Annotated in this window: 26 protein-coding genes; all 26 read left to right on the top strand. The window is 67.4% G+C overall.

What is annotated here, in order from left to right; genetic code table 11:
* The first annotated feature begins 161 nt into the window (after positions 1-161).
* The 26 genes from asnS (at position 162) to I8J32_RS11815 (ending at position 26,631) form a co-directional block, all read left to right on the top strand.
* Positions 162-1,562 (top strand): asparagine--tRNA ligase, encoded by a 1,401-nt coding sequence (gene asnS, locus I8J32_RS11940; RefSeq protein ID WP_200612438.1) that lies wholly within the window; start codon positions 162-164, stop codon positions 1,560-1,562.
* Positions 1,563-1,656: 94 nt separating this feature from the next.
* Entirely contained in the window at positions 1,657-1,965 is a 309-nt protein-coding gene (locus I8J32_RS11935; protein ID WP_200612436.1) for a hypothetical protein, read from the top strand.
* The gene (locus I8J32_RS11930) at positions 1,962-2,270 is read left to right on the top strand and encodes a hypothetical protein (protein ID WP_200612434.1); all 309 of its coding nucleotides are present in this window, start codon (positions 1,962-1,964) and stop codon (positions 2,268-2,270) included. Before I8J32_RS11935 ends, I8J32_RS11930 begins: the two co-directional genes overlap by 4 nt.
* A gap of 3 nt (positions 2,271-2,273) precedes the next feature.
* Positions 2,274-2,900, top strand: a complete 627-nt coding sequence (locus I8J32_RS11925; RefSeq protein ID WP_200612432.1) for an FMN-binding negative transcriptional regulator — start codon at positions 2,274-2,276, stop codon at positions 2,898-2,900.
* Positions 2,901-2,953: 53 nt separating this feature from the next.
* Positions 2,954-3,742, top strand: coding sequence for an SDR family oxidoreductase (locus tag I8J32_RS11920; RefSeq protein ID WP_207526572.1), 789 nt, complete (start codon positions 2,954-2,956; stop codon positions 3,740-3,742).
* 20 nt (positions 3,743-3,762) lie between these two features.
* Positions 3,763-4,059, top strand: a complete 297-nt coding sequence (locus I8J32_RS11915; RefSeq protein ID WP_200612428.1) for a PilZ domain-containing protein — start codon at positions 3,763-3,765, stop codon at positions 4,057-4,059.
* Between the two features lie 51 nt (positions 4,060-4,110).
* On the top strand, positions 4,111-5,550 hold the full coding sequence (locus tag I8J32_RS11910; RefSeq protein WP_207526571.1) for an aldehyde dehydrogenase: 1,440 nt from the start codon (positions 4,111-4,113) through the stop codon (positions 5,548-5,550).
* Positions 5,547-6,212 carry a carbonate dehydratase gene (gene can, locus I8J32_RS11905; protein WP_200612424.1) on the top strand — a complete coding sequence of 222 codons (666 nt, stop codon included), beginning with the start codon at positions 5,547-5,549 and terminating at the stop codon, positions 6,210-6,212. The genes I8J32_RS11910 and can overlap by 4 nt, the downstream gene beginning before the upstream one ends.
* A complete protein-coding gene (locus I8J32_RS11900; RefSeq protein WP_245156322.1) occupies positions 6,209-6,685 on the top strand; it encodes a RidA family protein in 477 nt (158 codons plus the stop codon). The genes can and I8J32_RS11900 overlap by 4 nt, the downstream gene beginning before the upstream one ends.
* A 16-nt stretch (positions 6,686-6,701) precedes the next feature.
* Positions 6,702-7,235 (top strand): 3-hydroxyanthranilate 3,4-dioxygenase, encoded by a 534-nt coding sequence (locus I8J32_RS11895; RefSeq protein ID WP_200612423.1) that lies wholly within the window; start codon positions 6,702-6,704, stop codon positions 7,233-7,235.
* Positions 7,236-7,468: 233 nt separating this feature from the next.
* Entirely contained in the window at positions 7,469-9,292 is a 1,824-nt protein-coding gene (locus I8J32_RS11890) for a DegT/DnrJ/EryC1/StrS family aminotransferase (RefSeq protein WP_207526570.1), read from the top strand.
* On the top strand, positions 9,289-9,951 hold the full coding sequence (locus tag I8J32_RS11885) for an acetyltransferase (RefSeq protein WP_200612418.1): 663 nt from the start codon (positions 9,289-9,291) through the stop codon (positions 9,949-9,951). The genes I8J32_RS11890 and I8J32_RS11885 overlap by 4 nt, the downstream gene beginning before the upstream one ends.
* Positions 9,952-10,038: 87 nt before the next feature.
* The gene (locus tag I8J32_RS11880) at positions 10,039-10,917 is read left to right on the top strand and encodes a glycoside hydrolase family protein (RefSeq protein ID WP_200612415.1); all 879 of its coding nucleotides are present in this window, start codon (positions 10,039-10,041) and stop codon (positions 10,915-10,917) included.
* Positions 10,914-11,840: a hypothetical protein gene (locus tag I8J32_RS11875; protein WP_200612412.1), complete on the top strand. Its 927-nt coding sequence runs from the start codon at positions 10,914-10,916 to the stop codon at positions 11,838-11,840. The genes I8J32_RS11880 and I8J32_RS11875 overlap by 4 nt, the downstream gene beginning before the upstream one ends.
* Before the next feature lie 20 nt (positions 11,841-11,860).
* Positions 11,861-12,517 carry a WbqC family protein gene (locus I8J32_RS11870; RefSeq protein ID WP_200612409.1) on the top strand — a complete coding sequence of 219 codons (657 nt, stop codon included), beginning with the start codon at positions 11,861-11,863 and terminating at the stop codon, positions 12,515-12,517.
* Positions 12,514-14,187 (top strand): radical SAM protein, encoded by a 1,674-nt coding sequence (locus I8J32_RS11865; RefSeq protein WP_200612406.1) that lies wholly within the window; start codon positions 12,514-12,516, stop codon positions 14,185-14,187. Before I8J32_RS11870 ends, I8J32_RS11865 begins: the two co-directional genes overlap by 4 nt.
* A gap of 193 nt (positions 14,188-14,380) precedes the next feature.
* Positions 14,381-15,391 carry an amidohydrolase family protein gene (locus I8J32_RS11860; protein WP_200612403.1) on the top strand — a complete coding sequence of 337 codons (1,011 nt, stop codon included), beginning with the start codon at positions 14,381-14,383 and terminating at the stop codon, positions 15,389-15,391.
* A gap of 78 nt (positions 15,392-15,469) precedes the next feature.
* Positions 15,470-16,744, top strand: a complete 1,275-nt coding sequence (gene kynU, locus I8J32_RS11855) for a kynureninase (protein WP_200612400.1) — start codon at positions 15,470-15,472, stop codon at positions 16,742-16,744.
* Entirely contained in the window at positions 16,734-18,101 is a 1,368-nt protein-coding gene (locus tag I8J32_RS11850) for an FAD-dependent oxidoreductase (RefSeq protein WP_200612396.1), read from the top strand. The genes kynU and I8J32_RS11850 overlap by 11 nt, the downstream gene beginning before the upstream one ends.
* Positions 18,102-18,107: 6 nt before the next feature.
* The gene (sbcB, locus tag I8J32_RS11845; protein WP_200612393.1) at positions 18,108-19,547 is read left to right on the top strand and encodes an exodeoxyribonuclease I; all 1,440 of its coding nucleotides are present in this window, start codon (positions 18,108-18,110) and stop codon (positions 19,545-19,547) included.
* Positions 19,548-19,634: 87 nt separating this feature from the next.
* Entirely contained in the window at positions 19,635-20,321 is a 687-nt protein-coding gene (locus I8J32_RS11840; protein WP_200612390.1) for a DUF2461 domain-containing protein, read from the top strand.
* Between the two features lie 249 nt (positions 20,322-20,570).
* Complete coding sequence (locus tag I8J32_RS11835; RefSeq protein ID WP_200612387.1) at positions 20,571-21,434, top strand: hypothetical protein; 864 nt, start codon at positions 20,571-20,573, stop codon at positions 21,432-21,434.
* Positions 21,435-21,445: 11 nt separating this feature from the next.
* Complete coding sequence (locus tag I8J32_RS11830; protein ID WP_200612385.1) at positions 21,446-22,618, top strand: DUF4785 domain-containing protein; 1,173 nt, start codon at positions 21,446-21,448, stop codon at positions 22,616-22,618.
* 128 nt (positions 22,619-22,746) lie between these two features.
* The gene (locus I8J32_RS11825) at positions 22,747-23,283 is read left to right on the top strand and encodes a DUF2939 domain-containing protein (protein ID WP_200612383.1); all 537 of its coding nucleotides are present in this window, start codon (positions 22,747-22,749) and stop codon (positions 23,281-23,283) included.
* A gap of 164 nt (positions 23,284-23,447) precedes the next feature.
* A complete protein-coding gene (locus tag I8J32_RS11820; protein ID WP_200612380.1) occupies positions 23,448-24,506 on the top strand; it encodes a glycosyltransferase family 4 protein in 1,059 nt (352 codons plus the stop codon).
* A gap of 4 nt (positions 24,507-24,510) precedes the next feature.
* Complete coding sequence (locus I8J32_RS11815; protein ID WP_200612377.1) at positions 24,511-26,631, top strand: amylo-alpha-1,6-glucosidase; 2,121 nt, start codon at positions 24,511-24,513, stop codon at positions 26,629-26,631.
* Position 26,632: the final 1 nt, after the last annotated feature.

The raw sequence follows: 26,632 nt of genomic DNA, 5'->3' as shown, positions 1-26,632 counted from the left end.
CCGCGTCAGGACAAGTATATGGGCGCGTCCCTGACTCCTGCCGCAGCCGGAGGAAACACTGGGGAGCACCGGCGCGCCTCCGCGTCCTGTCGGCCGGGCAGCCGCATTGGGTACACTGCCGCCTTTCCCCATATCGGCCCGCGACGGCCAGGATTCAAGGCATGACGGTGGTCAGCGTCGAACACGCGCTCGCGGGCAAGCTGCCCGCCGGCGGCGAAGTCACGGTCCGCGGCTGGGTGCGCACCCGGCGCGATTCCAAGGCCGGGCTCAGCTTCGTCAACGTGAGCGATGGCTCCTGCTTCGCGCCGATCCAGGTCGTGGCACCGGCCCTGCTTGCGAACTACGAAAGCGAGGTCAAGCACCTCACTGCCGGCTGCGCGGTGATCGCCACCGGCACCCTGGTGCAATCGCAGGGCCAGGGCCAGGCCTACGAGATCCAGGCCTCGAGGATCGAAGTGGTCGGCTGGGTCGAGGATCCGCTCACCTACCCCATGCAGCCCAAGGCGCACTCGCTCGAGTACCTGCGCGAATTCGCCCACCTGCGCCCGCGTACGAACCTGTTCGGCGCCACCACCCGCATCCGCGACTGCCTGGCCAAGGCCGCCCATCGCTTCTTCCACGAGCAGGGCTTCTACTGGATCTCCACCCCGATCATCACCACGTCCGATGCCGAAGGCGCCGGGCAGATGTTCCGGGTCTCCACGCTGGACATGGCCAACCTGCCGCGCGACGCCAAGGGCGAGGTCGATTTCAGCCGCGACTTCTTCGGCAAGGAGACCTTCCTGTCGGTTTCCGGCCAGCTCAACGTCGAGGGCTATTGCCTGGCCCTGAGCAAGGTCTACACCTTTGGCCCGACTTTCCGCGCCGAGAACAGCAACACCACGCGCCACCTGGCCGAATTCTGGATGATCGAGCCGGAAATCGCCTTCGCCGATCTCCACGAAGACGCGAATGTCGCCGAAGCTTTCCTGAAGTACATGTTCCGTGCCGTGCTCAACGAGCGCATGGACGACATGGCCTTCATCGCCGAACGCGTGCAGCCCGACGCGATCACGCGGCTTGAATCCTTCATCAACGCGCCTTTCGAGCGCATCGACTACACCGATGCCATCTCGCTGCTGCAGAAGGCCGACAAGAAGTTCGAGTTCCCGGTCGAGTGGGGCCTGGACCTCCAGACCGAGCACGAGCGCTGGCTGACCGAGGAGCACGTGGGGCGCCCGGTCGTGGTGATCAACTACCCCGAGCACATCAAGGCGTTCTACATGCGCCTCAACGACGACGGCAGGACCGTCGCCGCGATGGACGTGCTGGCGCCCGGGATCGGCGAGATCATCGGTGGCAGCCAGCGCGAGGAGCGCCTGGACCTGCTGGATGCGCGCATGGCGCAGTTCGGCCTGGATCCGGCCCACTATGGCTGGTATCGCGACTTCCGCCGCTACGGCACCGTGCCGCACGCCGGGTTCGGCCTGGGTTTCGAACGCCTGGTGGTGTACGTATGCGGCCTGTCGAACATCCGCGACGCGATCCCTTATCCGCGCGCCCCGGGCAGCGCTGAATTCTGAGCCTGCCCGTCCAGTCACCGGCGCGATCGCGACGATCGGCCACCCCCGCCGACCCGAGTCGGCGACACCACACTGCCATCGTGATCCCGCCGCCTTGATCCTGTTCTTCGCCCTGCTCTTCGTCGCCATGGCCATCGCGGGCGCCTGCGCGTTCGTGATCTTCTGGCCGCTCACCCTGGTCCACATCCGAGATCGCCATCCGGCCATCGGCAGCGAGCTGGGCAACGGCGCGTTCCTGAAGCCGGCCGCGCTGGCCTGGTTGCTGGCGGCACGCTATCGCCAGGCCGGCGATCGCAACCTGGACGGGCTGGCCGCGCCGGCCCGTCTGTCCCTGCTGACGATCATCATCGCCCTGGTCCTGGCTGGCCTCCTGTGGGCGCTTTCCACGGTGGTTTCCGCATGAATGACACGTTGCGCGACGAATGGTGGCTGGCCACGATCGGCCGCACCGTGATCTGGGCCCGCCTGCGCGTGCTAGACGCCGGGACGGCCGAGGTGTTCGACAGCGACGGCAACACCCTGCCCTACGACAGCGAGGATACCGCCCGTGCCGCACTGATGGACGCCGAGTTCATCTCGCTCGACGGGCTGGACGCGGAGGACGCCGCCGAGCGCGGTTTCACTCTCGACGAACTGCTCCCGCCGCACGCTCAGGACGACCAGGGTCTGCGTGAACGCATGGTCGCCAGACTGCCAGCGCGACGCTGAAGCATGTATCCGCCTCGCCATTTCGCCGAGTCCGACCTGGCTGCGCTGGACGCGCTGATCGAGCGCGACAACTTCATCACCCTGGTGACCGTCGCCGACGCGGCGCCGCAGGTCTCCCACCTGCCGGTGATCTATCGTCGTGCTGGCGACCATGTGGAACTGATCGGCCACTGGGCCAAGGTCAATCCGCAGTCGCGAAACCCCGGACCGGCGAAAGCCATCGTCCACGGCCCGCACGCCTATGTGTCTCCGTCCTGGTATCCCGACAAGGACGCTGCCGCGCGCGTGCCGACCTGGAACTACGCCATCGCCCACCTCGACGGCGCGTTGGAGATCTTCGACGAAGAGGCCGCACTGGCCACTCTCGTCGACGAACTGAGCCGACAGCAGGAGGCACGGGTGGGCCAGGACTGGCGCTTCGATTACGAGCGCAATGACCTGCGCGTCCAGCTCAAGGGCATCGTCGGTTTCCGCCTGCGCGTGCAGGACATCCGGATCACCTTCAAGCTCAACCAGAATCACCCTGCGGACAACGTCCGCGCCGTGGCGGCCCGGCTTGCGCAAGGCGAAGCGGCGCCGGCGCGCGAAGTCGCGGCGCTGATGCTCGACCGCCTGGCCCGTCGTGAATGAACGGCAGATCGCCGCGCCACCGCATTTCCACTCTTTCAACGAGCCCGTACTCCATGGACCTGAACCTCACCGGCAAACACGCGCTTGTCTGCGGCGGCAGCGAGGGCATCGGGCTGGCCACGGCCTGGGCGCTGGCTGGCCTTGGCGCCGACGTGACCCTGCTCGCCCGGCGCGAGGACACGCTGCGCGAACTCGCCACCCGCCTGCCGCGGCCACATCCGGCGCAGGCGCATGGCTGGGTATCGGCCGATACCGCCGATCTGGACACGCTGCGCACCAAGGTCGATGCGCTTGCCGCGGGCAAACCCGTGCACATCCTGGTCAACAATAGCGGCGGCCCCCCACCCGGCCCGTTGCGCAACGCCGGCATCGCCGAGTTCGAAGCGGCCTACCGCCAGCACCTGCTGGGCAACCAGGTCCTTGCGCAGTCGGTCCTGCCGGGCATGGAGCGCGACGGTTATGGGCGCATCGTCAACGTCATCTCGACTTCGGTGAAGGAGCCGCTGCGCGGGCTGGGCGTGTCCAACACCACGAGATGGGCGGTTGCGAGCTGGGCCAAGACGCTGGCAACAGAGGTCGCGCCGCACGGCATCACCGTAAACAACGTGCTGCCCGGCGCGACCGAAACGCCTCGAATCGAGCAGATCATCAGCACCACGATGGAGCGCACCGGCCAGTTGCGCGAAGCGGTATTGGCCAAGATGGTGGAGGAGATTCCCCTCGGCCGTTTCGCCAGGCCCGAGGAAACCGCAGCCGCCATTGCTTTCCTGTGTTCGCCCGCGGCCGCCTACATCACCGGCGTGAACCTGCCGGTCGACGGCGGACGGCTGCGTTCACTGTGATTGGACGCGGGGCCGTGAACATGCCCACCGCTGCCGAGCGCCGCGACGACGAGCGCGTCCCGTTCGCTTCGCGCGTGATGATCGTGCGCGGCGAATGCGCCTGGTTCGCCCAGCTCCTGGACCTGTCCACCGGAGGCTGCGGGGTATTCCGCCCCGAGGGCTGCCCCCTGGCTGAAGACGAGCTGGTGCGCCTGTTCTTCTACCAGGACGATGGCGTCGTCGCGGTCAACGTCCCTGCCCGTGTCGCGCGCGCCGACGAGCACCGGGTCGGGTTTGAATACCACGACCCGCAGCTCGTCCCGCCCACGAGGGCATAGAACCGGGCACTCGGGGCTGCGGCCGTCCCTCGCGGCGGTTAAGCTTGGCGGATGCAACTGACGCACTGGATCGACGCGCGGCCGCGTGAGGTGGCCGATGACCGATGGCTCGAGGTTCATGACCCGGCCACCGGCAAGGCATTCGCACAGGTCGCTCGTGGCGGCGCCGCCGATGTCGAGGCGGCCATCACGGCCGCCGCAGCCGCATTCCCGGCCTGGTCCGCGCTGCCCAACAGCGAACGCGCGCGCTGGCTCGAAAGGCTCGCCGACGCGCTCGAGGCGCGGCTGGACGATTTCGCGCACGCCGAATCGCGCGACGGCGGCAAGCCGATCGGCCTGGCTCGCGACGTCGAGATCCCGCGCGCGATATCGAACCTGCGATTCTTCGCCCATGCCGCCACCCAGTTCTCCAGCGAATCGCACCATGGCCAGGCCGGGCTGAACTACACGCTGCGCACGCCACTGGGCGTGGTGGCGACGATCTCGCCGTGGAACCTGCCGCTGTACCTGTTCACCTGGAAGATTGCCCCGGCGCTGGCCGCGGGCAATACCGTGGTGGCCAAGCCTTCGGAGATCACCCCGCTGACCGCCACGATGCTGGCCGAACTGGCCGCGCAGATCGGCTTTCCGGCGGGTGTGCTCAACATCGTGCATGGACTGGGACCGGAGGTGGGCGAGCCGTTGGTGACCCATCCGCGCGTGAAGGCGATTTCCTTCACCGGCAGCACGGCCGTGGGTCAGCGCATCGCCAGCCTGGCGGCGCCGCTGCTCAAGAAAGTCTCGCTCGAGCTGGGCGGGAAGAATCCGACGCTGGTGTTCGTCGACAGCGCATGGCGCGAGCAGATGGACACCATCGTGCGATCGGCATTCCAGAACAGCGGCCAGATCTGCCTGTGCGGATCGCGCATCCTGGTCGAGCGCGGGATCTACGCCGAGTTCCGGGACGCACTGGTCCAGCGCGCCCTGGCCCTGCGAGTCGGCGACCCGATCGACGGTGACAACAACCTGGGTCCGCTGGTCTCACAGCAGCATTTCGACAAGGTCGTCGCCGCAATCGGGCTCGCGCGCGCGGAAGGCGGCGAGGTCCTGTGCGGCGGCCGGGCGCTGGATCGGCCGGGCTGGTTCGTCGAGCCAACGGTCATCGACAACCTTGGTCCGCACTGCCGCAGCAACAGCGAGGAGATCTTCGGGCCGGTGGTCACGCTGCAGCCTTTCGACACCGATGACCACGCGATCGAGCTGGCCAATGCGGGGGACTACGGTCTGGCCGCTTCGGTATGGACGCGCGATCTCGCGCGGGCCCATCGCATGGCGGCGCGCCTGCGGGTGGGCATGGTCTGGATCAACACCTGGCTGATGCGCGACCTGCGCACGCCATTTGGCGGCACCGGCGCTTCCGGCCTCGGCCGGGAAGGCGGCATGGAGGCCATGCGATTCTTCACCGAGCCCAAGAACGTGGGCATTTTCATCGGGAGCGATTCCCTGCCATGACGACGCTGGACGAACTGTTACGCAACAACCGCGAGTGGGCAGAACAGGTCCGCCGCGACGACCCGGGTTTCTTCAAGGGCTTGTCCCAGCAGCAGGCGCCCAAGTACCTGTGGATCGGCTGCTCGGACTCTCGCGTGCCGGCGAACCAGATCCTGGGCCTGGCCCCGGGCGAGGTGTTCGTCCATCGCAATATCGCCAATGTCGTGGTGCACGCGGACCTCAACTGCCTGTCGGTGCTCCAGTTCGCCGTCGACCTGCTCAAGGTCGAACACATCCTGGTCGTGGGCCACTACGGGTGCAGCGGCGTGCACGCCAGCCTGACCGGCAAGCGCATCGGATTGGCCGACAACTGGCTGCGCCACGTGGGCGACGTGGCACAGAAGCACAAGCCGCTGCTGGACGAAGTGGAACTGGATTCGATGAAGCACGCCCGCCTTTGCGAGCTCAACGCGATCGAACAGGTAGTCAACGTCTGCCAGACGACGATCGTGCAGGACGCCTGGGCGCGAGGCCAGCAGCTTTCGGTGCACGGGTGGGTGTACAGCCTGCTCGACGGACGGGTACGCAACCTGGGCATGGACGTAGGCTCGCCTGAACAGCTCAATGACGCCTACGACACGGCCCTCAACCGGCTGAGTGGGAAGCGCGGAGCGGAAGAATGAGCGACATGAAACCGGCCAGCACGGCGTCGCACGACGTGATCCAGACCCAGGCGGCGCCACGCCCGGTGGGCACCTATCCCCACGCCCGCCGCGTCGGCGAACTGCTGTTCCTGTCGGGCATCGGGCCTCGCGACGCGGCAACCAACGCCATTGCCGGGAATGAATACTTCGCCGACGGCCGCGTGCGCCGGTACGACATCGCCGCCCAGGCGCGCGCGGTATTCGCCAACGTGCGCGCCGTGCTGGAAGCCAGCGGCGCACACTGGGAGGACCTGGTCGACGTGACCGTCTACCTCACCGACATGGGACGGGACTTCAAGGCCTACAACGCCGTCTGGGCCGAACACTTCCCGGACATCGAGACCGCACCCTGCCGCACCACGCTGGGCATCACCGCGCTGCCCACGCCCATCGCCATAGAACTCAAGTGCACCGCGGTGGTCCGCCAGCCTGCGCCAGCCGCAGGCGCCTGAAACCGGAGAACACGCCATGCTTCCCGCCCCGCTCAACCTGCAGGCCTGGATCGACGAGAACCGCGCGCTGTTGAAGCCGCCGGTGGGCAACAAGTGCATCTTCAATGGCGAATTCATCGTCATGGCGGTGGGCGGGCCCAACCAGCGCACCGACTATCACCTCGACGAAGGGCCCGAGTGGTTCTATCAGCTAGAGGGCGAAATGGTGCTGCGCATCCAGGAAAACGGCGCGGTCCGCGACATTCCCATTCGCGCGGGTGAAACCTTCATGTTGCCGCCGCGCACGCCCCATTCGCCGCAGCGGATGGCCGACTCCGTGGGCCTGGTGATCGAACGCCGGCGCCAGCCACATGAACTCGACGGGCTGATGTGGTACTGCGAACGGTGCAACGAGAAGCTGTACGAGGAATTCTTCCCGCTGCGCGACATCGAAAACGAATTCCCGGCCGTGTTCGAGCGCTTCTACCGCTCGCGCGAGCACCGTACCTGCCGCGACTGCGGCCATCTGAATCCCGCGCCCGCGAAATACGACGACCCCGGGGAATCCTGAGGGTTCCGCGCCGGCACGACCGGAACCAGGCCCCCTCTCTGACGCAATCGCACGGCGCCTTCCGGGCGACGCAGGTAGTGCCGACCTTGCCGCCCGCTCTGGCTCGCTTCCATAAGTTCATGCAGCGATGCAATACTCGGGGCGTGCAAGGGCCTGCGGTGTTGCCGGGGCCGGCGCGTGACGATCGCAGCAGGACCGGGGGCGCGCAAGAACTGGTGGATACGTCGACAGCGTTGCTGAACTACTACGACGCGCACCTCGCGCGCCACGGCGACACCGCCTCAGGCGCGGCCTGGCCGGACGAAGCGGGTCGGCGCGCCCGGTTCCGGATGGGCATCGACCTGGTGCTGCAGCATGCCGGTCAACGCCGCGTCACGCTGTGCGACCTGGGCTGCGGAACCGGTGAGCTGTATCGCTTCCTGCAGGAGGAAGGTTTCGACGACGTCGGCTACATCGGCATCGACCGCTCCTCTTTGGCAATCGGTATCGCCCGGGCGAAGTTTCCCGACGTGGCGTTTCATTGCCTGGACCTGCTCGACGCCGACGGCAAGACGCTGGACCGTCTGCTCGACTGTGACTTCGTCTTCGCCAACGGGCTGTTCACCGTCAGGCACGAGGCCACCCATGAGCAAATGTGGGCCTTCATGACCCGAATGCTCGAGGCCACTTGGCCCCGAGTAAGACGTGGCATCGTCTTCAACGTCATGTCCACCCTCGTGGACTGGGAACGCGACGACCTGTTCCACGTTTCCTATGACGACCTCGCGCGTTACCTGCGCGGGCTGGCCGGACGCGCGATCGGTTTCCGCGCCGATCGCGACCTGTACGAGCTGATGGCATTCGCGCTCAAGGACGACCTGCCACCGCCGGGCAGGCGCCCCATCGCGGCCGGCCGCGAGGCGGACGCCGTCCCGGTATGCAGGCCACGGCTGCCGCGCGTAAAAGACCTGACTCCCTTCCTGGAGCGCATGGACGACGCACGGCGGTATACGAATCACGGCACGCTTTCCGCGCAGTTCACGCGCGGACTGGCGCAGGCCTTCGGTGTGCGCGAGGAAGAGGTGTGCCTGGCCTCGTCGGGCACTTCGGCACTGATCGCCGCGATCCTGGCCACGGCCGGCAGGGCGACTTCTGAGCGCCCCTGGGCGCTGTGCCCCGCCTACACATTCGCCGCGACAGCCTTGGCCGCCGAGGCGTGTGGCTATCAACCGCGGCTGATCGACGTCGACTCGAACGGATGGATGCCCACCCCCGAATTTGCCGCGCGCCAGCCGCTGGAGCGTGTCGGCCTCGCACTCGCCACGGCAGCCTACGGCCAGTCGGTGCCCCAGCAGGCATGGAGCGAGTTTTCCCGCGACTCGGGAATACCGGTGGTGATCGACGCCGCCGCTGCCTTCGAGCAGGCCTGCGACCATCCCGATGACACCTTCGGCACGGTGCCGGTTGTCCTGAGCATGCACGCCACCAAGGCATTCGGGATCGGCGAAGGCGGCGCCGTGCTGTGCACGGATCGCGGCGTCATCGAGCGGACCTACGGTGCGCTGAATTTCGGGTTCCTGGGCGCGCGCGAATGCCGCATGCCCGGCATCAACGGCAAGCTCAGCGAATACCATGCCGCCGTTGGCCTGGCGCAACTGGCCCGGTGGCCGTCGCAGCGCCACGCGCTGTCGCAGGTGGCACAGGCCTACCAGAAGCACGCGCGCTCCCATGGCTTGGCCGGCCGAATCGTGACCGCCCCGCGCGTGGCCTCCTGCTACGCGCTCTTCGTCGCCCGCGACGCAACCGAGGCCGCGGCGGCGACCGCCGCACTCGCGGCTGCGCGGGTGGGCTTCCGGCGCTGGTACGGCGTCGGCCTGCACAACGAACCGCATTTCGTCTCGGCGCCGCGGGGGCTGCTCGCGAACACCGAGCGGATCGCCACCTGCCTGATCGGCCTGCCGATGGCCCCGGACCTGCACGACACGGAAATCGCGCGAGTGGTGGCCGCGCTCGCGGAGGCTGCAATACCGCACGCCCAGGCAGGCATCACCCAGGCCGGCCGCGGGGTGACGCCGTGAATGACATCGTCGTGTTCGGCGCCGGACAGATCGCCGATGTCGCACGCATCTACATCGACGCCCACGGGCCCGACCGCATTGTCGGCTTCACCGTCGACGACGCGTTCCGCACTGGCGACACGTTCGCGGGCAGGCCCCAGGTTTCCTGGGAGCAACTGGAGCGCAGCTTTCCACCCGATCGGGTGAAGCTGCTGGGACCGTTGAGCTTCCGCAAGCTCAATGAATTCCGCAAGGCGCGTTTTCAGGAAGGCAAGGCTCGGGGCTACACCTTCGCCTCCTTCATCCATCCCAGCTGCAATGTCTACACCGATCGCATCGGAGAGAACTGCTTCATCCTCGACAACAACACGCTGCAGCCGTTCGTCGAGATCGGCGACAACGTCATCCTCTGGAGCAACAACCACATCGGCCATCATTCGCGGATCGGCGACCACTGCTTCCTGTCCTCACATATCGGGATTTCCAGCAACGTGACCCTCGGCGAGGAGTGCTTCATGGCGGGCAAATCGAGCATCGACTATGGACGCAGTGTCGGGGCGCGCTGCTTCCTGGGTCCGGCCGCCGTGGTCCTGGCGGACCTGCCACCCGACACCGTGGTTCCCGGCGTCGCTTCACCGGTGGCGCGCTATTCCAGCCAGCGTCTCAAGCGCTTGCTCTAGGACGTCGATCGCATGGGAATCTGGCGCCGCAGGGGCCTGGTCGTGTCGCCGCCTGCTACCCATCCATGGTGGCGACACAGCGCCGGCATGCCGACCTGCCTGCCGCTCGGGGAACGGTTGTGGCGCATCTGGTTCGCCGCGCGCGACTCGGACGGCCGGGCCGGGGTCCTGTGCGCCGACGTTGACCCGCGCGACGCCATGCGCGTGCTCGCCGTCCGTGAAGTTCCCGGGCTGGAGCGCGGGAACGAGGGCGCGTTCGACAGCGCCGGGCTGTGGGTATCGGCGGCCCTGGCCGTGGATGGACGTGTGATGCTCTGGTACACGGGCATGCGATTGGGCCGGGATGTACCGCATGAACTGGCCATCGGCCTGGCCGTAAGCGAAGACGGCGGGCTTTCATTTCGCAAGGCCAGCCACACCCCCGTGCTGACATCGCCCGCCGGACATCCTCGATTCGTCACCGCCCCGTGCGTCCGGCGGACGGACTCGGGCTTCTCGATGTGGTACGCCAACGGACTGGGATGGCGTCGGGTCGCCGGCCGAACGGAGCCCTTCTACGACCTGCGTGTTGCGCATTCAACCGACGGCGCATCCTGGCACACCCAGTGTGACCCGGTGGTTTCGATCGAGGGGACGGCCTGGGCAGGCGTGACACGGCCCTGGATCGAGGGTGAGGGCCAGGACGCGACGCTCTGGTTCAGCGCGCGCGGCGCCTCGGAATTCCGTGGACCGTCGGCCGATGCCTATCGGCTTTACCGGTCCCCTCTGAACGGCCCTACCGTGCGCCCGGAGGACATTGCTCCGGTGCGATTCGCGCCGTCTCCGCAACCGGGGGACTGGGATGACTGGATGCAGGTAGCCGCCTGCGTCGTGCGGGACGGGAACTCCCGCGTGATGTTCTACAACGGCAACGACTTCAGCCGCGCGGGCTTCGGCTACGCCGTCGAGGAGCGAGACGAACCATGAAGCTGGAGTTCCGCATCCCCATTTCGCCGAAGCCGGCGTTCTATGCGCAGGTACGGTTGATCGCACAGTCGCTGGCCAGCCTGGGGAGCGCGTACGCCCAGGCCAGGATCCAAGTGTCCGTCGGCGACCGGGCCTCGCTGGCCGAGGTCCACGCCCACAATGCGTGGGCGCAGGCATTTCCGGTCGACTGGTACGTGGTGCCTGACGAACTGCATGCGCGGATGACTGCTCCCGAATGGGCGTCCGGCCACGGTCGCTATGCCTGCCCTAGCGACGCCGACATCGTGGTGCTGTGTGACGCCGATACCTGTCCGGTGGCGCCCTTCGACGACCTGCTCACCCTGCTCCACGGCGCACCTCCTGCCGTGGCGGGACTGCAGGCGCACAGTCCGCCGTTTGCGAACAACGAGGAGACCTGGCTCGGCCTGCTACGGGCCATCGACCGCCCCGGACTGCCACTGGACCGACGCTATTCCATCGACGTGGACGGCAGACAACTCGCTTCGCCCGCGTACTTCAATTACGGCTTCGTCGCTTTCAATGCCGCCGCGTTCACCGCCGTGTCCGCACGCATCGACGAATGTCTCGATCTGGCCTGTCGCATGTTGCCGCGCAATCGGTTCGCGGCCCAGGTTGCCCTGACACTGGCCATGGCGGAGACCGGCGTGGACGTGGTCGAACTGGGGCACGAATATAATTGTGCCAACGATGACCGGTTGCTTGCGCACGCCTGGGTCCAGCCCGAGGACGTTCGCGTCATCCACTACCTGCGCGGCGACGACCTCGCCCGCCACGAGTTTCTCTGCAATCGCGCCCTGTTCGACGCTTTCGTCGGTGCCCCGCGCCAGAACGCCATCAACGAACGGCTGCGCATCCACCTGCTGACGCTGCCAGATGCATGCGGCGCGGAGGCATTGGCGTGAGCCCGGTACGGGTGGCGGTCATGCAGCCCTACTTTTTCCCATATCCAGGCTACTTTCGCCTGTTCGCCGCCGCCGACTGTTTCGTGATGCTCGATTGCGTCCAGTTCAATCGTCGCGGCCGCGTGCACCGGGCGCAATTGCCCGGCCCTGCCGGCGGAGCAGAATGGCTCACCCTGCCGCTGGCGCGGCAACCGCGCGATGTTCTCATCCGAGATCTGGCCTTTGCCGAAGGTGCACGCAACACGCTAGATGCGCGGCTACGTCGTTTTCCCTGGCTTGCCGGCTCCGATACGGAAGTAGCCGGGCAGTTGCATCGACTGCTGGGCGCCCCGTTGTCGGGGGTCGTGGATTTCCTCGAACACGGGCTGCGCCTGGTCGGCAGCCTGCTCGATCTGCGCCCGACCTTGCTGCGCAGCTCGACCCTGGGGGTGGATCCGGCGCTGCGCGGACAGGAGCGGATCATCGCGATCGTGCGCGCGCTTGGCGGCGTGGAGTACATCAACCCACCCGGCGGTCGCCATCTCTACCACGGCCCGTGCTTTGCGGACGCCGGCCTTCGCCTGTCGTTCCTGTCGCCGTACGCAGGACCCCACCCCTACCTGTTGCCTGCCCTGCTCGGCGCCGGACCCGCCGCGGTCCGTGCGGACGTCCTGGCAACTTCCGGGACGTCGCAATGAATCCGACCGTTCTGACCTTGCCCGATCCGCTGCCACTGGCCCGCACCCGGTCCGGCAATCCGGCCACGCCGGCGCCAGCCGCGCGGCGCCTGCGGGTGGCCATCGTCAACCCGAAATTCGAACCGTCCTACTGGGGATTCGATTTCGCGCTGCCACTGATGCCTGGCGATCGCCGTTGCTGGGTGGTCACCGGGGCGCTGCCCGCGCTGGCGGCGTTGGCGCCTTCGCATTGCGACGTCGAGATCGTGGACGAGAACGTCGAGGACATCAATTTCGAGCGCCTGCGCGATTTCGATGTGGTCGGGGTCACGGGAATGATCGTGCAGCGCGTACGCATGCACGAAATCCTGCAGGGCCTGCGCGGCGGCCAGGCGATCGTCGCAGTCGGGGGGCCTTACGCTTCGGTAGCCGAAGATGCCTTCGAAGGCCTGTGCGATACGGTGTTTGTTGGCGAAGCGGAAGAAACCTGGCCTGTCTTCCTGGAGGCCGTGGCGCGGGACGCACCACTGCAGAAGCGTTACCGCCAGCCCGACCGGACAGACATGGCCTCGGTGCCAACGCCCCGGTACGATCTGGTCCGCGGCCAGCGCTACGTCATGGCTTCGCTGCAGTTCTCGCGAGGTTGCCCGTTCATGTGCGAGTTCTGCGACATCATCACGGTGTTCGGACGGCGGCCACGACTGAAGACACCGGTGCAGATGCTGGCCGAACTCGACCAGATCCTTGCCGCCGGATTCCGCTCCTGCTTCCTGGTCGACGACAATTTCATCGGCAACAAGGGCAAGGCCAAGGAGTTGCTGCGTGCGATCGTGGACTGGCAGCGGGCTCGCAATTTCCCACTGGTGCTGGTCACCGAGGCCAGCATCAACCTGGCAGATGACGAGGAAATGCTGGCACTGATGACGGCCGCCAACTTCCGCCAGGTGTTCGTCGGCATCGAGTCGCCGAGCAAGGAAGCGCTGATCAGCATGCACAAGACGCAGAACGTCCGCGGCGACAGCCTGGAAGCCAAGCTGCAGCGAATCCGCGACGGCGGCCTCGTTGTCAACGGGGGGTTCATCGTCGGGTTCGACACCGATACCGAAGAGGTCTTCGACCAGCAGTTCGAATTCATCCAGCGCTCGGGCATAGCCCAGGCCACGGTGGCGATCCTTTCACCCATTCCGACCACGCCATTGTACGAACGGCTCCGCGACGAGGGACGGCTGGACTTCTCCGACCCGGACGTGGCGTTCCATCCCAGGCTCATGAGCCGCGCGGCGCTGAAGGCCGGCTTCGATGACCTGCTGCGGCGGCTATACGCGCCCGAGGCCTACTTCGAGCGCCTTTTTGCCGGTTACGCCGGCTCCGCACCATTCCGGCGTCTGGCGCTCACGCGCAATCCGCGCGGCGTCGGCGCCCGGCTGCGTTCCTGGCTGGCCGCCGCGCGGCAGGGGATCGCGCTGGGGCGGGCCATGGCGCGCGACGGCCAGCTCTGGCGGCTGGTGGGTTCCTACGCCGGCGCGTGGCAGCGTTACAACCGCCCGCTGCGCGACGAAGCCATTCCATTTGCCAGCTTCATCGGCCTGTGCGTCGTGCATTGGCACTACTACAAGCTCAGCCGGTTGCCGCGAAAGGCGGGCTTCGGGACCGTGCTGGACCTGGCGCACGAGCCGTCGGCCGCCAGCTGACGCCCGGCCGCGCAAGTGGCGCGGTGTCGCTCCGGCAACCTAGGTCGCGGTGCTCTGTGCGGTTCCCTGCACAACTCACACCTTTCCAGCGCAGGCCGCGCGCCCGGCCGCCGGGATCGCGGCGGCCGGGACTGCATGACCCGCCCACGGCATATATCATGCGGGATCGGCATTTGATGGCCTGAATTCGCGCATGCTCAAGATCGACACCCACGCCCATTACCTGCCCCGCGACTGGCCCGACCTGGCGCGCAAGTACGGCGACGAGCGCTTCCCGGTGATTCACCACACCGAAGACGGCCGTCACCGGATCTACAAGGACGGGAAGTTCTTCCGTGAGATCTGGTCCAAGACCTGGGATGCGCAGGAGCGCATCGACGACTACGCGCGCTTCGGCGTGCAGGTGCAGGTGATCAGCACGGTGCCGGTGATGTTCAGCTACTGGGCCAAGCCGCATCACGCACTGGAGCTGCACCAGGCGCTCAACGACCACATGGCGCAAACCTGTCGCGACTACCCGCGACATTACGCCGGCATCGGCACCGTGCCATTGCAGTCGCCGCGGCTGGCCGTACAGGAACTGGAGCGCTGCATGGACCAGTTGGGCCTGCAGGGGGTGCAGATCGGTTCCCACATCAACGAGTGGAACCTGGACGCGCCGGAGCTGTTCGAGTTCTTCCAGGCCGCCAGCGAACTGGGTGCGGCCATCCTCGTGCATCCCTGGGACATGATGGGGACGCCGACGATGCCCAAGTACTGGCTCCCCTGGCTGGTGGGCATGCCGGCCGAGCAGTCGCGCGCGGCATGCTGCCTGGTGTTCGGCGGTGTGATGGAGCGGCTGCCGCGGCTGAAAGTCTGCCTCGCTCACGGTGGCGGCAGTTTCCCGTACACCATCGGCCGGATCGAACACGGCTTCAACATGCGACCGGACCTGGTCGCCACGGACAATCCGCGCAATCCGCGCGAGTACCTGGAACGCTTCTACTTCGATTCCTGGGTGGCCGACCCGCGTGCACTGCAGTACCTGCTCGACACCTGCGGCGTGTCGCGGGTGATGCTGGGTACCGATTACCCGTTCCCGCTGGGCGAGCAGACGCCGGGCGCCGGCATCGAAGCCCTGCAGCTGGACACCCCGAACCAGGCGCGCCTGTACCACGGCACCGCGCTGGAATGGCTCGGGCTGTCGGCTTCCCGGTTTGCCTGACCGAAGCACGTGCGACTGCAACCCCAGGGAATCAGGGAGGTCCTGAGACCCTTCAATGCCCTCCGTCACTGGTAACTCATGACCGACATCACCGCCCCCCAACACGCGCTGGCCCTGGACGCTGCCGATCCGCTCTCGCGGCTGCGTGACGAATTCCTGATTCCCGCCCATGACGGCGCGGACCAGGCGTACTTCTGCGGAAATTCGCTGGGCCTGCAGCCGCGCGGCGCGCGGGCCCACGTGGAAGAAGTCCTGGACAAGTGGGCGGCCGAAGCCGTCGAGGGCCACTTCACCGGCTCGGCACAGTGGATGCCCTACCACGAACTCGTGCGCGAGCCTCTGGCCCGGGTGGTGGGCGCCCAGGCCTCCGAGGTCGTGGCAATGAACACGCTTACGGTGAATCTGCACCTGATGATGGTCAGCTTCTACCGGCCCACGCGCGAACGTCCGGCCATCCTGATTGAAGCCGGTGCGTTTCCGTCCGACCGGCATGCGGTGGCATCCCAGGTGGCCTTCCATGGCTTCGACCCCGCCACCGACCTGATCGAACTGGAGGCCGACGAGCCCAACGGCACGATCTCCATGGCAGCGCTCGAACGCGCGATCGCGCAACATGGTCCGCGCCTGGCGCTGGTGCTTTGGCCGGGTGTGCAGTACCGCACGGGCCAGGCCTTCGACCTGAAGGAAGTCGCGCGTCTGACGCACGCCGCCGGCGCCGTCGCCGGCTTTGACCTCGCGCACGGTGTCGGCAACCTCGAACTGGGATTGCACGATGCCAACGCGGACTTCGCCGTGTGGTGCCACTACAAATACATGAACTCCGGACCGGGCGCGGTCGCCGGCTGCTTCGTGCATGAGCGCCACGCCAGCACGGAACGTCCGCGGTTTGCCGGCTGGTGGGGACATGAGGTGACCACCCGCTTCCGCATGGGCCCGCAGTTCTCGCCCACCCCGGGCGCCGAGGGCTGGCAGTTGAGCAATCCGCCGATTCTGGGCCTGGCACCCCTGCGTGCCTCGCTGGAACTGTTCGACCGCGTCGGCTTGCCGGCGCTGCGCGAACGTTCGCGCCGCCTGACCGGCTACCTCGAGCAACTGATCGACGCGCGCCTGCACAACGTCCTGCATGTGGTTACCCCGCGGGAACCGGGGCGTCGCGGCTGCCAGCTTTCGCTGCGGGTCCACGGCGGGCGCGAGCATGGCCGCGCCCTGTTCGAACACCTCGCCGCACACGGCGTGCTGGGCGACTGGCGCGAGCCCGACGTCATCCGCATCTCGCCGGCGCCGCTCTACAACAGCTTCGGCGACATCCTCCGCTTCGCCCAGACCGTGGAGGCATGGCGCGATGGCCGCTGAATTCCAGGACGAGCGACACCTGACGATTGTCGGCGCGGGTCTGGCCGGCGCATTGCTCGCCACGTTGATGGCGCAACGCGGCTGGTCGGTGGATGTCTACGAGAAGCGCGGCGATCCGCGCGTGCAGGGATATGCCGGCGGTCGTTCGATCAATCTGGCCCTTGCCGAGCGCGGACGCCACGCCTTGCGCGAAGCAGGCGCCGACGACGAGGTCATGGCGCAGGCGGTGATGATGCGTGGCCGCATGGTGCATTTCGCCGACGGGCGCGTCGACCTGCAGCGTTATGGTCGCGATGACAGCGAGGTGATCTGGTCGGTGCATCGCGGCGAGTTGAACCTGATCCTGCTGGGCATCGCAGAGCGAGCGGGCGCGCGCCTTCACTTTCAGCGGGGCCTGGAATCCGTGGATTTCGACGCGCGTCGCGCCACGTTCAAGGACGAGGGCGACGGCAGTCTGCATGAAGTGGGCTTCCGGTCCCTGGTCGGCGCCGACGGCGCCGGCTCGGCCCTTCGTGGCGCAATGCGCGGTGCGGTGGAACTGGGCGAGCGCACGCAGTCGCTCGGGCATTCCTACAAGGAACTGGAGATCCCGCCGGCGCCGGATGGCAGTTTCCGGATGGAGCCCCACGCGCTGCACATCTGGCCGCGCGGGCGCTACATGTGCATCGCGCTGCCCAACGACGAGCAGACCTTCACCGTCACCCTGTTCCTGCCCAACGAGGGTGACCCGAGCTTCCAGACCGTGCGCGATGGCGCGCAGGCACGCGCGCTGTTCGAGCGTGACTTCGCCGACGCCCTGCCGCTGATCCCACACCTGGAACGCGACTTCGAGCAGAATCCCGCCGGCCTGCTCGCCACGCTCTACCTGGACAGGTGGCACCTGGATGAGCGCGCCGTCCTGCTGGGCGATGCGGCTCACGCGATGGTGCCTTTCCACGGCCAGGGCATGAACTGCGCATTCGAGGACTGCGTGGCGCTGGCGCGCCACCTGGACGCCCACCAGGACCGCGCGGAGGCCTTCGCCGCCTTCCAGGCCGAGCGCCTGCCCAATGCGCGCGCGATCCAGCAGATGGCACTGGAGAACTACCTGGAGATGCGCGACCGGGTGGATGACGATGACTACCTGATGCAACGCGCGCTGGAGCGGGCATTGGCCGATCGTCATCCCGACCGCTTCGTGCCGCGCTACGCGATGGTGACGTTCAGCCGCCTGCCCTACGCCGTCGCCTTCGGACGCGGACAAGTGCAGCGCGACATCCTGGTCGAAGCCACGCGCGGACACACGGCGTTGGACAGCCTGGACTGGAACGCGCTCGACACGCTGGTTCGCGAACGGCTCGCGCCGCTGGAAGCCTGACGGCCCATGCCTGCCAGCTTCCTGTTCTATGACCTGGAAACCTTCGGCGCCGATCCGCGCACCTCGCGGATCGCTCAGTTCGCGGCGATCCGCACGGATGCTGCGCTCAACGAGATCGAGGCGCCGATCAGCGTGTTCGTGCAGCCCGCGGACGACCTGCTGCCCTCGCCCACCGCGACCCTGATCACCGGGATTGCGCCGCAGGACGCGAAGGCGCACGGCTTGACCGAGGCCGAAGCATTCGGATTGATCTTCGAGGAAATGGCGCGGCCGGAAACCTGCACCGCCGGCTACAACTCGCTCCGGTTCGACGATGAGTTCGTGCGGCACGGACTGTTCCGCAGCTTCCATGATCCCTATGAGCGCGAATGGCGCGGCGGCAACAGCCGCTGGGACCTGCTCGACGTGCTGCGGCTGGCACATGCACTGCGCCCGCAGGGCATCCAGTGGCCGCAGCGCGAGGACGGCACCACCTCGTTCAAACTGGAGCACCTGGCGCTGGCCAACGATGTGCGCAGTGGCGAGGCCCACGAAGCCCTGTCGGACGTGCGTGCGCTGATCGGCCTGGCGCGTCGGCTGCGCGAGGCCCAGCCGCGGCTGTGGGAGTACGCACTGAAGCTGCGCGACAAGCGCTTCGCTGCGAGCCTGATCGACGTGGCGAACATGACGCCGCTCCTGAACGTGTCACAGCGGTTTCCCGCCAGCCGGTTGTGTGCCGCTCCCGTGGCGCCCATCACCCGGCACCCGCAGATCGACAATCGCGTGGTCGTATTCGACCTGGCACAGGATCCGGAGGCGCTTCTCCGCCTTGACGTGCAAGGCATCGCCGACCGTCTGTACATCTCCCAGGCGGACCTGCCGGAAGGCGAACAGCGCGTTGCACTCAAGGAAATCCATCTCAACCGTTGCCCCGCGCTGGTCGCCTGGAGCCACTTGCGCGACGACGACCTGGTCCGACTGGGTATCGATGCCGACGTCGTGGCCCGCCGGAGCGCGCAGCTGCGCGAGGCGGGTCCTGAACTGGCCGAAAAGGTGCGACGCGTGTTCGCAATCTCGCGGGACCGCCCTGCCGGCGATGTCGACGGTTCGATCTATGGTGGCTTCCTCGGCGATGGCGACAAGCGCCAGTTCACCCAGGTCCGCGCTACGGCGCCGGCGGCGCTGGGCGAGCGGGCCTTTTCCTTCCAGGATCCGCGACTGCCTGAACTGCTGTTCCGCTATCGGGCGCGAAACTGGCCGCATACGCTGACCGCGCAGGAGCGCGAACGCTGGGATTCGTACCGGCGAGAACGGCTGGTGGGCGGCAGCGGATCGGAATACAGCTTCGAGACCTTCCGCGCCGAGGTGCATGCGCTGCGCATGCAGCACGCCGGCGATGGAGACAGGTTGGCCCTGCTCGATCGGCTCCAGGCTTGGGGCCAGGAGTTGGAAACCGGCCTGGTCTAGGCGCGTTTCACGCCATGACGGCGAGGACCGTGGCCTGCTGCGTTCCCCACTTCTGGCGCCTCCTTTCCTTGCGGACTGCGCGTTCCCATGAGCACCTATTTCAGCCAGCACAGTTTCAAGTTCCTTCGCGGCCTGGCGCGCCACAACGAGCGCGAATGGTTCCTGGCGCACAAGGCCGACTACGAGCAGCACGTGCGCGAACCCTTCCAGCGCCTGCTTGCCGACCTCCAGCCGGTGCTGGCGCAGGTGAGCGAGCACTACCGGTCCGAGCCCAGGGGCAACGGCGGCTCGCTGTTCCGAATCCACCGCGACACCCGTTTCGCCAACGACAAGACGCCATACAAGAACTGGCAGGGTGCACGCTTGTTCCATGCGCGCAGCAAACAGGTGGAAGCACCCGCGTTCTATCTGCACCTGCAGCCAGGCGCATGTTTCGTTGCCGCTGGCGTCTGGCACCCGCAGCCCGAATCCCTGCGTCGCATCCGCCACTTCATCGTCGACAACCCGGGCAGTTGGAAGGCCGCGGCCCACGCAGCCGCGTTCCGCAGGCGCTACAGCCTGGACGACGACGAAATGCTGACGCGCATGCCGCGTGGCTTTCCCGCCGAATTCGAGTTCGCCGAGGACCTGCGCCGCAAGAACTACGCGGCCTTCCGGTCTCTTGACGACGACACGGTCACCGGGCCGCGCCTGCTGCGCACGCTGGAGACTGACCTGACGGGGCTGGCCCCCTTCGTCGACTACCTCTGCGCGGCCCTCGACCTGGAGTTCTGACGGCAGAGCTCCGGTCGACCGTCCGGCCGATGCCGCACCGCCGCATGACATACCCATACGTATGGGTATGCTCGATCCCGATGCGCCGGGACCGCCCGCACTCAGGACGGGCCTTCGGCACAGGACGTGCCGCTCGTTCCGGGCAGGAATCGCCCGACCCCCTCGCGCGCGACACATGGCAATGGAACCGCGGCGTCATCCGCCCCGGTCGGGCCACCGTGGCCGACGCCGCTGCAATCGGGGAAACACATGCGCACACTTGTTTGCGGCTTGTTGCTGGCCGTCGGATCGCCCTGCGCGATCGCGGCCGATATCACCGGCGTCGCCTTCGTTCATGGCACCGGATCGCAGTCGAACGCCTACCAGGACTACTGGCAGCCGAAATTCGTGGACTCCGTCCGCCAGGGTCTGCCGAATGCATCGAACTACGTGGTCATCAACTGCGACTTCACGCAGTACATGTGGGACAGCCGCGCCGCTGGCTGCCTCGCCGGACAGCTGACCGACTTCATCAATACCCGCGGCGTCACGCGCCTGGTCGTGCTCACGCACTCCAACGGCGGCAACGTCATGCGCTGGATCCTCTCCAACCCCACCTGGGACAGCCGCTACCCCGCGATCATCGAACGCGTCGTGCGGGTCAACGCACTCGCGCCTTCCTCTGCCGGCACGCCGCTGGCCGACGCGGTCATCAACGGCAATGTCTTCGAGACCTCGCTGGGCTGGCTGCTGGGCTTCAAGTCCGATGCCGTGCGCCAGCAGCAGGTCGGGTGGATGAGCTACTACAACACCAACTACCTCTACGGGACCGGGGGTCGACCGGCCCTGCCGCGCCAGTTCCGCAGCGTGGTTGGCACCGACGTTGACTCGGCAATCTGGGACCCCGACAGCTACTGCGCGGGCTACGCCGAGAACGTCGGCCTGGAGACCACCCAGAACTGGCTGGACAGCTGTTCCGACGGATTCCTCAATTGTTCGAGCCAGTCCGCCGCGGGAGCGGTGTGGTTCACCGACAAATCCCGCATGGCCGGCGCCGAACCGCTGAGCCACAACCAGAGTCGCCGGGCCTGTTTTGGCCTGGACTTGATTCTCCGCAACGATGTGAAACTGTGAGGAGGCCGCCCATGCGCATGACCCTTGTGTTTGCCGCGCTGGCCGCGGCCTGTTTCGACTGCCTGGCCGCGCGCCCGCTCCTGCCCACTGGCCAGGGCGATCAGGTGCCTGTCCGCCTGGTAGCCCTGCCCCTGCCTGCGGGGCAGTTCGAGCGCGCCCCGGTGAATTTCAGCTGGCCACTGGATCCGCAGGACGCGCTCGCAAGACCTGCCCCCCATCGTTCGCAAAGCCGCGAGTACTGGCAGACCGTGGAGGCGCCCGATCTGGCAAAGGGCGTGGACCTCACCTTGTCCTCGGCCGGAGCGCTGATCCGGGTTAGTCCGGCGCGTGGGGCTACCCCTCTCGCGCCAGCGCAGGTCGCTCTGCGCGACGCCGGGGACCGCCCGGTCCGGCTCCAGAGCATCGCCAGCGATGCGCAACTGAAGGCGGCGGGGATGGACGTGGATCGGGGAACGGTGGTGGTCAAGCTGGCGGCAGACCATGGCGCGGGCCGCTATCGGCTCACGGCACCGATCGCGGCGCATGGTCGCTATCTGCTGCATGTGTTCGAGCCGGACAGCAATGTCGTGTTGTCGGCGCAGGCGCGTGCGGATCGTGCGCTGGCGGGCAGCCAGGTGGCAGTCGACCTGACCCTCACCCGCGGCGCGGCCATCAGCCCCGGCGTTCAGGCGCAGGCGCTGCTCGTGGCGCCTGGTGGCCGCAGCTATCCGGCGCAGGTGCGCGCCGGCACGGCGGGCCGCATGACCGCCATCGCGGCGGTCCCGGCTTCAGCCCAGGCCGGCCAGGGCTTGTGGGAACTCCAGGTGTTCGCCTCGGCACAGGGGATCCAGCGCGACAGCCGCACCGCGTTCGCCGTAATCCAGCCGACGGCACGCTTCGACGGCGGATACGCAGTCGACGCCGGTGCGTTGCGGATGAGCTTGCCGATCCAGGCCGCCTCGCCGGGTCGCTACGAGGTCCGCGGCACGCTCTACGCCACCGCCCCGGACCGCACGCTGCGCCCGGTCGCGCAGGCCCATTCCGCGGCCTGGCTCGAGAAGGCGCGGGGCGTGCTCGTGCTCGATTTCGAGCGGGCCCACCTGCCGGCCGGTTACGGCGCGCCATTCGAGGTCCGCCAGCTCGAACTGCTGGACCAGACCCGCATGGCCCCGTTGGAACTGCGTGCGCGGGCGGTGCGCTTCTGACCTGGCGTTGATTGGCGCGCGCACCGGGCACCCGGTGCGCGCGCCACGCTGGCCGGACGCGTTCAAGCCTGTTCGCCGACCACCCCACGCGGCACGCGTTAAGCTGCGGCTTCCACACGGAGGCCGTCATGAATAAGTGGATCGCGATCGTAGGGCTCGTCCTGCTGGCCCTCCTTGCCTGGGTGGGCGCAGGGCCCTTCATGACCATCAACGACATCCGCCAGGCCATTCAGGCGCAAGACGCAGCCGCCATCTCCCGGCACGTGGATTTTCCCGCCATCCGGCAGAGCCTGAAGGCGCAGGTGGAGGATTACGTCGTCCGCCGTGCGGGCCCCGAGGCACAGTCGAGCCTGCTGGGATCCATCGCGCTGCGAATGGCCAGTGGCGCCACCGGCGGTCTCGTCGATGCCGCAGCCACGCCCGCGGGCCTGGCTGCACTGCTGGAAGGCCGCAATTTCTGGCATCGCCTGGACGGCTCGCGCAGCGGCCAAGACGCCATCACACCCGAACCTCCGCACGATCCGCTCGCCGGCGCGCATTACCGGTTTGAATCACCCTCCCGATTCACGGCCACGGTGATGAATGCCGACGGCGACCCCGTCATATTCGTGCTGACGCGGCAGGGATTCACCTGGAAGGTCACCGACGTACGCCTGCCCATGTGAACCTGCGCGACGCAATCCACACGCGCCGACGACGTCACGTGCACGCCTGACAGGTCACCCTGCCCTCCCGCGCCGGTGGATGCGCCCGGTGGTTGGCATGCCGGTGGAAGCACTGCACCGTCCACAGCTCATAGCAAAGTGGAGATCGAGAGGGCTCCCGATTCATGAAGATCGCACAGATCGCGCCGCTCTACGAAGCGGTTCCGCCCAAGCTCTACGGGGGGACCGAGCGCATCGTCGCGTACCTGGCCGATGCGCTGGTCGACCTCGGTCACGATGTCACCCTGTTCGCCGCGGCCGACGCGCGCACGCATGCCACCCTCGTTCCGGCCCGCGACCAGGCCATCCGGCTCGATCCCGCGCCGCTCAAGTCCGACCTGGCCGCGCACCTTTCGATGCTGCACGAGGTGCGACGCCGCGCCGGGGAGTTCGACGTCCTGCATTTCCATGTCGACCTTCTGCATTTTCCGTTCTTCGAAGAAGCCGCATCACGCACGCTCACGACCCTGCATGGGCGCCTGGACCTCAAGGACCTGGCCGACGCGTACTGGCGGTGGCCCCAATTCCCGCTGGTGTCGATCTCCAACCACCAGCGCAGGCCGCTGCGCTTCGCGACGTGGCTGGGAACGGTGCAGCATGGGCTGCCACAGCACCTGCTGCCCTTCAAGGCGGTCCCGAGCGGCGGCTATCTTGCCTTTCTCGGACGCATTTCACCCGAGAAGCGGCCTGATCGCGCCATCGCGCTCGCGCACCGTACCGGCTTGCCGCTGAGAATCGCCGCCAAGGTGGACCACGCGGACCGGCACTATTTCCGCGACGAGATCGAACCACTGCTCGATGACCCGCTCATCGAGTACATCGGCGAGATCGACGACGCCGGCAAGGCCGAATTCCTCGGCAATGCGGCGGCTCTGGTGTTTCCCATCGACTGGCCCGAACCGTTCGGGCTGGTCATGATCGAGGCGATGTCCTGCGGCACTCCGGTAGTCGCCTGGCGCTGCGGCTCGGTGCCTGAAGTCATCGACCAGGGCGTGACCGGATTTGTCGTGGACGACGAGGACGGGGCCGTGGCCGCCATCGCCAGGCTTCCGGAGCTCTCCCGCGCGCGCATCCGCCAGACCTTCGAGCGCCGGTTCACTGCGGAAGTGATGGCGCGGCACTACGTCGAACTCTACGAAGGACTCCTGCGCGGCGACGGAGAGGCGCTGCGTCGCACCGCCTGAGGCCATGGACTCCTCGGCCACCGCCAGCGCCACGTTCACCACGTACGTCCTCAAGGACGGCGACAGTTTCCTCGTGGCCGACGCCGCCGGCGACATCGAAGGCGGCAGCGACGGCTATTTCCACAACGACACCCGGCTGCTCTCCCGCTTCAGGCTAAGGCTGGGCGATTCGCAGCCCACGCTGCTCAGTTCGAGCGTGAGTCGGGACAACGTCCTGTTCGTCGCGCACCTGACCAACCGGCCGCTGCCCGTGCTCGGAGACAACGCGCCCGGCCAAGGGGTGATACACCTGCAGCGCGAGCGCTTCCTGCGTGGCGAAAGAATGTTCGAGCGGCTCAGCCTGGTGAACTACGGGCAGGCGCCGGTCCGCCTGCCACTGACGCTCCAGTTCGACGCTGATTTCCGCGACATGTTCGAGGTGCGCGGCAGCGTCAGGCCCCGGCGCGGCGAACAGCTGGTCGCGCGGGTGGCGCAGGAGGGCGTGCAGTTCGGATACCGCGGACTGGATGACGCCCTGCGCACGTCGCACCTGGCGTTCTCGCGGACACCCGATGCCGTCGATGGCCTGTCGGCGACGTTCGACTTCGCCCTGGCGCCCGGCGTCCGCGAGGAGCTGTATCTGGAGTGCGGCGTCGATGGCGCCGACGTGCCGTCGTCGCAGCGCTTCCGCGACGCTGCCGTACGTGCCCGGGCCGCGATGCGCGTACGTCAACGCCGCAGCGGCCTGATCCACAGTGGCGGACCGCTTTTCGATGCATGGATGGCCAAGTCGCGCGCCGACCTGGCGCTGCTCACGAGCGAACTGGAAACCGGTCCTTATCCCTACGCCGGCATCCCGTGGTTCTCCACCCCGTTCGGCCGCGATGCCGTGATCACCGCACTGCAGACCTTGTGGCTGGATGCGGACATTGCCCGCGGTGTGCTCGCCTTCCTCGCCCACCATCAGGCCCAGGAAGAGTCCGCATTCCTGGATTCGGCGCCTGGCAAGATCATGCATGAGACGCGCAAGGGTGAGATGGCCACGATGCGCGAGCTCCCGTTCGGGCGCTATTACGGGGGCGTGGACACCACGCCGCTGTTCGTCGCGCTCGCCGGTGCCTACGCGGACCGCACGGGGGATCTCGCCTTCCTCGACCGCCTGTGGCCGGCCCTGCGCGCGGCCACCGGCTGGATCGAGCGTGTGTGCGACGCCAACAGGGATGGCTTCCTGGATTACTCGCGCGCCTCGCCGACGGGCTTGTCCAACCAGGGCTGGAAGGACAGCTCCGATTCGGTCTTCCATGCCGACGGACGCTTCCCGCAAGGGCCCATCTCACTGGTGGAGGTGCAGGGCTATGCCTTTGCCGCCTTCCACGCGATGGCGCGCCTGGCGCGTCGGCGCAACGAAGTGGACGACGCCCTGCATTGGCATACGCGTGCCGAAAGGCTTCGGGAGGCGGTGGAGGAACGCTTCTGGATGGCAGAATCCGGCTTCTACGGCATCGCAGTCGATGGCCTGGGCGATCTTTGCCGGGTCCGTGCAAGCAACGCCGGCCACCTGTTGTACGTCGGCCTCCCCCGAGCATCGCGGGCACAGCAGGTCTGCGCGCAGCTGCTCACGCCGGCATTCCGCAATGGTTGGGGCCTGCGCACGCTGGCGGCCGGCCAGGCGCGCTTCAATCCCATGTCCTACCACAACGGTTCCGTGTGGCCGCACGACACCGCACTCTGCGCCATGGGGATGGCGCGCTACGGCGAGCGCGCCGGCGCCGTGCGACTGCTGCGGGACCTGTTCGAAGCGGCGATGCACTTCGACCTCCGCCTGCCGGAACTGTTCTGCGGCTTCCCCCGTGTGCAGGGAACCACACCCGTGGCCTACCCGGTCGCCTGCCAGCCGCAGGCGTGGGCCGCCGGATGCGCGTTCATGCTGCTGCAGGCCTGCCTGGGCCTGGAAGTGGATGGCTGGCGCGGCGAGGTACGCGTGGAGAGTCCGCAGTTGCCGCCGGGCATCGACCGGATCGCGGTCCGCCGGATCGCGGTGGGACCAGCGCGCGTCGACGTGGTCTTCCAGCAGCACGGCGAACGGGTGAACGTACACTTGGAAGGCCGCGACGCGAACACCGTCCCGCTTCGCTTCATCGGCTGAG

The organism is Lysobacter solisilvae (genome assembly GCF_016613535.2).
Classification (GTDB): Bacteria; Pseudomonadota; Gammaproteobacteria; order Xanthomonadales; family Xanthomonadaceae; genus Agrilutibacter; species Agrilutibacter solisilvae.
This window is presented reverse-complemented; position numbering and strand designations above follow the sequence as displayed.